This is a genomic window from Thalassospira sp. MIT121401 (assembly GCF_047125595.1).
Lineage (GTDB): Bacteria > Pseudomonadota > Alphaproteobacteria > Rhodospirillales > Thalassospiraceae > Thalassospira > Thalassospira povalilytica.
Map to the genome: position 1 here is coordinate 838,235 of NZ_CP138926.1, position 7,448 is coordinate 845,682.

The 7,448-nt window shown below is 57.5% G+C and carries 6 protein-coding genes; 3 read left to right on the forward strand and 3 right to left on the reverse strand.

What is annotated here, in order from left to right; all coding sequences use genetic code 11:
* Positions 1–30: 30 nt before the first annotated feature.
* Entirely contained in the window at positions 31–957 is a 927-nt protein-coding gene (locus SIB88_RS03865; RefSeq protein WP_412559380.1) for a calcium/sodium antiporter, read from the forward strand.
* 24 nt (positions 958–981) lie between these two features.
* Here SIB88_RS03865 and SIB88_RS03870 read toward each other — a convergent pair whose 3' ends face one another.
* The 3 genes from SIB88_RS03870 to SIB88_RS03880 form a co-directional block, all read right to left on the reverse strand.
* Entirely contained in the window at positions 982–1,704 is a 723-nt protein-coding gene (locus SIB88_RS03870) for a MarC family protein (RefSeq protein WP_114112780.1), read from the reverse strand.
* A gap of 122 nt (positions 1,705–1,826) precedes the next feature.
* On the reverse strand, positions 1,827–2,162 hold the full coding sequence (locus tag SIB88_RS03875; RefSeq protein WP_114112781.1) for an HNH endonuclease signature motif containing protein: 336 nt from the start codon (positions 2,160–2,162) through the stop codon (positions 1,827–1,829).
* A gap of 6 nt (positions 2,163–2,168) precedes the next feature.
* Positions 2,169–3,062, reverse strand: coding sequence for a M48 family metalloprotease (locus SIB88_RS03880; RefSeq protein WP_101245302.1), 894 nt, complete (start codon positions 3,060–3,062; stop codon positions 2,169–2,171).
* Positions 3,063–3,561: 499 nt separating this feature from the next.
* On the opposite strand from SIB88_RS03880, the gene SIB88_RS03885 reads away from it, so the two are divergent.
* The gene (locus SIB88_RS03885) at positions 3,562–6,057 is read left to right on the forward strand and encodes a type I secretion system permease/ATPase (RefSeq protein WP_412559381.1); all 2,496 of its coding nucleotides are present in this window, start codon (positions 3,562–3,564) and stop codon (positions 6,055–6,057) included.
* Entirely contained in the window at positions 6,057–7,361 is a 1,305-nt protein-coding gene (locus SIB88_RS03890) for an HlyD family type I secretion periplasmic adaptor subunit (RefSeq protein WP_412559382.1), read from the forward strand. Before SIB88_RS03885 ends, SIB88_RS03890 begins: the two co-directional genes overlap by 1 nt.
* Positions 7,362–7,448: the final 87 nt, after the last annotated feature.

Below are 7,448 nucleotides of genomic sequence, written 5' to 3' on the forward strand. Positions count from 1 at the left end.
CATTGGTCGGCAGATGAAAAGGCGTCGATTGTGGAATATTTGATGTTGCTGGGTGGTTTGGCGGGGCTGTTTTTCGGGGGAGAGGCCCTTGTCCGCGGCAGTGTCGGCATCGCGCGCCGGCTTTCGATGCCGTCCCTGCTGATCGGATTGACTGTGGTCGGTTTCGGGACGTCAACGCCCGAACTTCTGGTGTCACTTGATGCGGCCTTGCGCGGGGTGCCCGATATTGCGCTTGGCAATGTGGTGGGATCGAACATTGCCAATATCCTGCTGATTGTCGGGGTTTCGGCACTTGTCTGGCCGATTGCGGTTTCGGGCGGGACCCTTGGTCGTGACACCGCGGTCATGCTGGCAGCAGCGATTATTCTGATACCAATATTTGCATTGGGTGACGTCGGACGCATTGCCGGATGTGTGATGTTTGCCGGGCTGGTGACGTATTTGCTGGTGGCCTATCGCCAATCGCAAAGCCAGCCGGTGAATGAAGATGCGCCAACCGATCCGTCAGTGCCCGGCGGGGTCTTGTGGGTGTCGGTACTTTGGGTGGTTGCCGGTTTGGTGCTTTTGATGGTTGGTGCCCGTTTTCTGGTCGACGGGTCGGTCACGATTGCCCGATCCTTTGGTGTTTCAGAAGCCTTTATCGGTTTGACGATTGTTGCGGTGGGCACATCCCTGCCAGAGCTTGCGACATCATTGATCGCCGCCCTGCGCAAACAGTCCGAAATTGCCATCGGCAATATCGTCGGATCGAACATTTTCAACATTTTGGGCATACTTGGCCTGACCGCGGCAATATCCCCGATCCCGGTTGCCGCGCGTTTTCTGAGCTTTGATTTGCCGGTGATGATTGCCGTTTCGCTGTTGCTGACCGTATTGCTGAGGCGCCCGTCAATCGGGCGTCCGGTCGGTCTGGTGATGCTGATCGGTTACGGCGTTTATGTCTGGGCCGCGCAATAGAGTTTGAACGGCCCGGGTTTCCGGTTACTGGAAAAACGCCTGTTTGACGCCATCAATGATGAACTGAACCGCAAGGGCAGCCAGGATCATGCCAAGCAGGCGCGATACAACGGTTGCCACTGTCGGGCTGAGGCGTTTGGCAACAACGTTCGATGCCAGGAAAAAGGCAAAGGCGATCAGCATGACAACAGCAACCACGCCAATCACACTGGCCTGCATGGCGATGTTGTTTTCAAACTTGCCCATCAAAAGCATGACCGAGGCAATTGCACCGGGACCCGACAGGAAGGGGATCGACATCGGGAAGATCGAGATGTCGTCGGCTTCTTCGTCAGGGATGGTATGCCCGGCTGTTTGCGGGGCGGATGTGCTGTCGGGTTTGGTCTTTTCGCCGTCGTGGTCGTCTTCGAGTTCCTGATGAACCTGTTCGGCGCGCTCATTTCGTTTCTGGCTGCGCTTTTCAAACAGCATTTCAAGTGCGATCAGGAACAGAAGCGTGCCACCGGCAATGCGGAAGGCCGGCATGTGAATACCGAAAATGCCCAGCAACCCTTCGCCAATCAGGGCAAAGGCGGCAAGGATGAAGAAGCTGGTGATACAGGCGCGGATCGCCATGCGCCGACGGTGGGCGGCACTTGTGCCTTGGGTCAGGACAATGAAAACCGGGACCAGACCCAGCGGATCAATGATCACGAAAAGCGTGACAAAGACCGGGATCAGTTCATTGAGCATGTCAAAGCTTGGCATCGGCTTTTCCTGAAAACGACAGTTACGGTGCAATCGGGCAGGATCACCATAAGCCCGGTGGGCTGGACAAGTAGCGAGCATAGTCTGGCAGGTAAATGTTTTTTTGCCAATTGTCGCCGGTCTTAACGACGTTTTCCCCGGTTCCTGCCATAACGGCCGGCACTTTCGGGCCAGTCGATGTAATCAACGGGCTTTTTGCGAACCCATGTGATGAATTTCACGATGTCGGGGTGGGTTTTCAGCCTGTCGGGTGTGTCGTAATCACGCGCAATCGTTGCTTCGTCAAACAGGCGGTGGATCATGCGATGGCACACCCGATGGAGCCATTGGGTATCGGTGCCACCCTGTGATTTGGGTCGCCAGTGATGGCGATCAACACTTGGCCCGGCAATCATCAGACGGCCGCAGATCGGGCAGGGGCCAAGGTCGGTATCGGTTTTGTCACGGTGCGACGCCATGACCCATTATTGTCCGGGCATGCGGCGGTTTTCAAAAAATTTCTGCCAGGTTCCGGGTTTGAGTGCGCGCAAGGCCTTTATCCGGGCGGTGACCGATGGGTGGGTGTCGAGAAGTGTTGGCGGCTGCGTGCTGCGATAGGGGATAAGTCCGAGGCGGCGGCGATTGATCTGATCGATATGAAGCAGGGCATCAATCATGTCTTCGGGACCGTTCAGCAAATCACTGGCCCCGTGATCGGCAGCAAATTCGCGATCACGGATGACCGCCCGTTGCAGTAAAAAGCTGATGGTTGGGACTGCGCCAAACAGAACAACCATCCATGCCGGCGGATTGAAATCGCCAAAGATAAAGATCGCCAGACCAAACAGCGCAATGGTCCATGTCGCGCGATACAAAACATCCGTCATCAGCAAAATCCGCGTATCCCCATGCCAGGCATGGGCGATTTCATGGGCCAGAATGGCCCGCATCTGTCGCGGAGACAGATCATGGAGTGCGTCACTTGAAATGGCGATGGTGGTTTGCGCATCGGTGCCGGTGGTAATTGCATTCACGCCCTTGCCCGGCAGGATGAAAAGCTTGGGCGTGTGATCAAGCCCTGCGCGTTCGCACAACAGATGCATCATTTCATGGATCGCGGGATAGTCTTTGGGGCGCAGCGGATTGGCGCGCAGCATCTTCATCAGAATTTCGGGGGATATCATCGGTGTCAGAAACAGCATCAGCGACACGGCAATACCGGCCGAAATCATCATCGAAAACCCGCCAAGCATCCAGGCGCATGCCGCCAGAACACCAATCATGCAGGCCATCAGCGTACCGGCATGGGATGTGCTGCCAGGTTCGATGGCAAGAAATCGCTGGATGACGTCAGGAAGTTGCGGGGTTTCGTTTGTCATTGGCATTCCGCATGTTGCGAGTCTTTGGGGTGACATGCCCGGTGGCAGTATTTCCGGGGGCGATTACGGCACTTGGGCGTTGATGGTGCCGATGCGCGAAGCGGTCGCGATATCCGGCTCTGATCTATAGATGGGGGTGGAGACGGGGCTTGCGCAAATCGCGATCGGCTGAATTGTCAAACAAGTATGAATGACAAGGCGTTGCCGGCATTGATCTATGACATTTGTGATGGCGGAAATATCGGATGTCGTTCCGGTGCGGCCCGTGGTCAGGCAGGGTTGCCAGGCAGCGGATAGCGCAATGAAATAAAGGGATTTCGGGCAGGATTTTAACACATCCTTATATATTCAACCAGAATAGTGGCAGTATGCCATTGGCTAGGTTACCCGTCTCAGCACTGTTGCGCGGGGCGTTTGCCATGCGCAATAGGCAGATGCCAATGCGCAGCGGCATGATATGATAAGGCAGTTGCCAAAGGCGACAAAACGGAAGGAATGCATGGGCCTGCTCGATAAAATCCGGCCAACCCGCAAAGCGGATGCGGGACGCGAGGGGGATCGGACCCCGCTTGAACGGTTGTTCTGGCGGTCGATCGCGCTTGTCGGCGGATTCTCGATGGTGATCAACATGCTCAACATGGTGATCCCGATCTATTCCATGCAGGTATTTGATCGCGTCCTTTCAAGCCGCAGTGTCGATACGCTGGCACTTTTGACCGTTGGTATCGGGCTTGTTCTTTTGTTCATTGCCTCGATGGAGCAATTGCGGTCCCGGGTTCTGATCCGGGTGGGAACGGCCCTTGATCTGCGTCTTGGCGGGGATCTGTTTGCCCATGTCGTGCAGCAATCGGCACGCGGTGCCCAGATGCGCCAGCGTCCGTTGCGCGATTTGTACGGGCTTCGCGGGTTCCTGACCGGCAGCGGGCCCTTTGCGCTGATCGATTTCATGTGGGCGCCGGTTTATATCGGGGTTGTGTTTATCTTTGATGTCCGGCTTGGGCTTGTTGCCTGTGGCGGGGCGGTGCTTTTGATTGCCATCGCCATTGCCAACGAAGCCGCAGCCAAGATTTCCGTCGACCGGTCCGAAGAAAGCCAGAACCGCGGCATTGCGCAGGAAGAAACCTATGTCCGCAATGCCGAGGCCATGGAAGCCATGGGCATGACCCAGTCGGCCCGCCAGCGCTGGCAGGCAGACCAGTCGGACGCCCTTTACTGGGAAGGTCAGGCCAGCCGCCGGGTCGGGACATCAACCACGCTTTCGCATTTCATCCGGCTTGCCATGCAGGTGTGCTTTATCGGGGTTGGTGCCTATCTGGTTTTGTCCGAAAGCATCACGATCGGGATCATGGTGGCGTCGATGATCCTGGGCATGCGCGGGCTTGCGCCATTTGACGGTGCGGTCAGTGCCTGGCGCAGCTGGAATGCGGCGCGCAATTCGTTTGAGCGTCTGAACAAGATTTTGCTCGATAAACGACAGACCGTTCCGGCACCGCTGCCGCGTGGTCGGGGCATGGCTGTCAGTGTGGACCGGCTGGTCTTTGCGCCGCCTAACAGTCGCAACGTCCTGTTCAAGGGGTTTTCCTTCAAGGCCGGACCGGGCCAGATCATTGCGATCGCCGGGTTTAACGGTGTTGGCAAAACCGCGCTGTTGAAGCTGATTATGGGGATCTGGCTTCCGGGTTCCGGGTCGGTCAAGCTTGACGATGTCGAAGCGTCGCGTGTCGACCGTTCGGAAATCGGGGCGCAGATCGGGTATCTTGCGCAGAACCCGTTTCTGTTCCCGGGCACGATTGCCGAAAATATTGCCCGCCTTGGCAATGCCGAGATGCGCGATATCATCCAGGCCGCCGAACTGGCCGGGGCGCATCAGTTTATTCTTGATCTTCCGGATGGGTATGACACGCGCGTTGATCGCGGCGGGCGTAACCTTTCAGGCGGGCAGCGCCAGTTGATTGCATTGGCCGCGGCCCTGTTTTCGCGGCCGCGCATGTTGTTGCTTGATGAGCCGACAACCGCCCTTGATGACACCGGTGTCAGCCATATCAGTGATCTGATCGACATTCTGCGCAAGAACGGCATTACGACATTTATCGTCAGTCACGAACGCGCCATCCTGGCCCGGGCGGATGCGATCCTTGCGCTTGCAGACGGGCAGATTCAGGTGGTTCCGGTCAAAAACCCGGCTGGTGTCGCCACCGGCAAGCCGACCGTCCAGACCGAAGATATTGCGCGCGGTCTGCCGCCTGTGGCCCGCCCGGTTGAGAATGCCGATCCGGCGACCGTTGCCGCAGCGGGCACCACGGACGGGCAAATGCGGATCACGCCCAAACAGATCGAGATCCCCAACCCCGACGCACCGCGCCCGATTGTTGAAAAGAATTCCAGTGCCGGACAACACCCGGCAAGCGTGATCGAAGAACCGGAAATCGCCGATGCAATGCCCGAGATCGAGGATTTCGGGCGCAGCAGTGATGCCGGATCGGACCGCGCACGGGCCGCCAAACAGGCGGCCGGTATTGCCAAGCCGGAAATGAAACCACAGCCGACCCCGGGTGGAACCATGATGACCATGCGCCCGGTCGTGCCAAAGGCGGAAAAGGCTGAAAAGGCGGCAAAATCCGCGCCGGTGAAAAAATCGGTCAGCTGGTCCGAAGACGAAAAGTCTGAGCAGACGGCCGCAAAAGCAAAGCCCGCTCCGCAAAAGCCGCGCGCCGAGCGGCAGCAGCCAAGTGGCCGAAAAACTGTAAGCAAACCGGCCAAGCCGGACGCGCCGAAACGCAAGATGAGCGAAGCCGAAGCCATCGCACGGGCACGTGAAGAGGCGGCAATGCGCATGCGCAAGGTTCGCGAAGACGCCGAACGCGCCGCCGCACAGCGTGCTGCCACCCGCAAGAAACCGACTGCACCCGCCGCATCGGGGGATGCACCGCGTCGTGGTCGCCCGCAATTGCGGGTTGTCGAAGGATCGGCTGAACGTCGACAAGGTGGGGCCTGATGTCCGGAGTAGAATTACCAACCGCGCGCCAGCTTGATACCGATGTGAAGCCGCTTGTGCGGATCGGGCTGCTTATCCTGTTTCTCGGGGTTGGGTCGGTTCTGCTATGGGCGGGGACGGCCGAGGTCAATTCGGCAGCAACCGCAAGTGGTGTCGTGGCCCCGTTTTCCGGGCGGCAAAGTGTGCAGCATCTTGAAGGCGGCATCATTCGCGAGATCCTTGTGCGTAACGGAACGCGGGTAAAGGCCGGGGACGTTCTTGTGCGTCTGGATGATACGCGGTCGCGGGCAAGTTATGATTTGCTCAATAACCGTTATCTGAATGCGCTGGCGACCCAGACGCGCCTGATTGCAGAGCGGGCACAAAAAGACGAACTGATATTCCCCGATGTTTTGAACGATCCGCGATATTTTTCGATTACGGATGCGCAAACCACGCTGTTTGAAAGCCGGCGCAGTGCGTTCAAGGGCGAGGTCGAGCTGTATGACGAGCGGATCAAGGAATTGCGTCGCGAAATCGTTGGCACGCGCGAACAGAAAACAGCCGCCGAACAGCAAGTCGGGATCGTCAAGGAAGAGCTTGCGATGGTCAAGCCGATGGTCGAGCTTGGCTATGCGCGCCGCACCCGGCTTTTGCAGCTTGAAAGTCGGTTGGTCGAGACGCTTGGCAATATCGGTCGCTATTCCGCCGATATCGCCCGGATCGAGCAGCAAATTCAGCAGGTCAAGGCCAGCCAGTCACAATTGATGCGCGACCATCTGCAATCGATCAATACCGAGCTTCGCGATGTCCAGAGCGAGATTTCCGATCTGAATGAACGGTTGCGTTCGGCCGAGGATGTTCTCGTGCGCTCCGACATCAAGGCACCGCGCAACGGGACAGTGACCAACATGCAGTTCACGACGGTTGGCGGGGTTATTCCGCCCGGTGCGCAGGTTCTTGAAATTGTGCCCCTTGATGACCGTCTGGTGATCGAGGCGCGTGTTTCGCCCAATGATATCGACGTGGTTTCTGTCGGGCTTGGTGTGAATATCCGTGTCACCGCCTTCAGTCAGCGCTGGTTCGCGCCGGTCAAGGGGGTTGTCACCGATGTATCGCCCGATCGCCTTACCGATTCGGAAGGCAGATCGTATTTTCAGGCCATGGTCGAGATCGATGCAGACAGTCTTGCCGAACATGAAGGCATGATCCTATCCCCTGGTATGCCTGCCCAGCTTGAGATCGTAACCGGTTCCCGGACGATTTTGGCCTATCTGTTTTCCCCGATTACCACCAGTTTCGAGCGCGCTTTCCGCGAGCAATAACGATTTTTATGCTCTGATTGGATGCGGTGTTTGACCTATACAACCTGACAGAATCTGACAGGTTGTATTTAGAGCTTCCAAATCCCG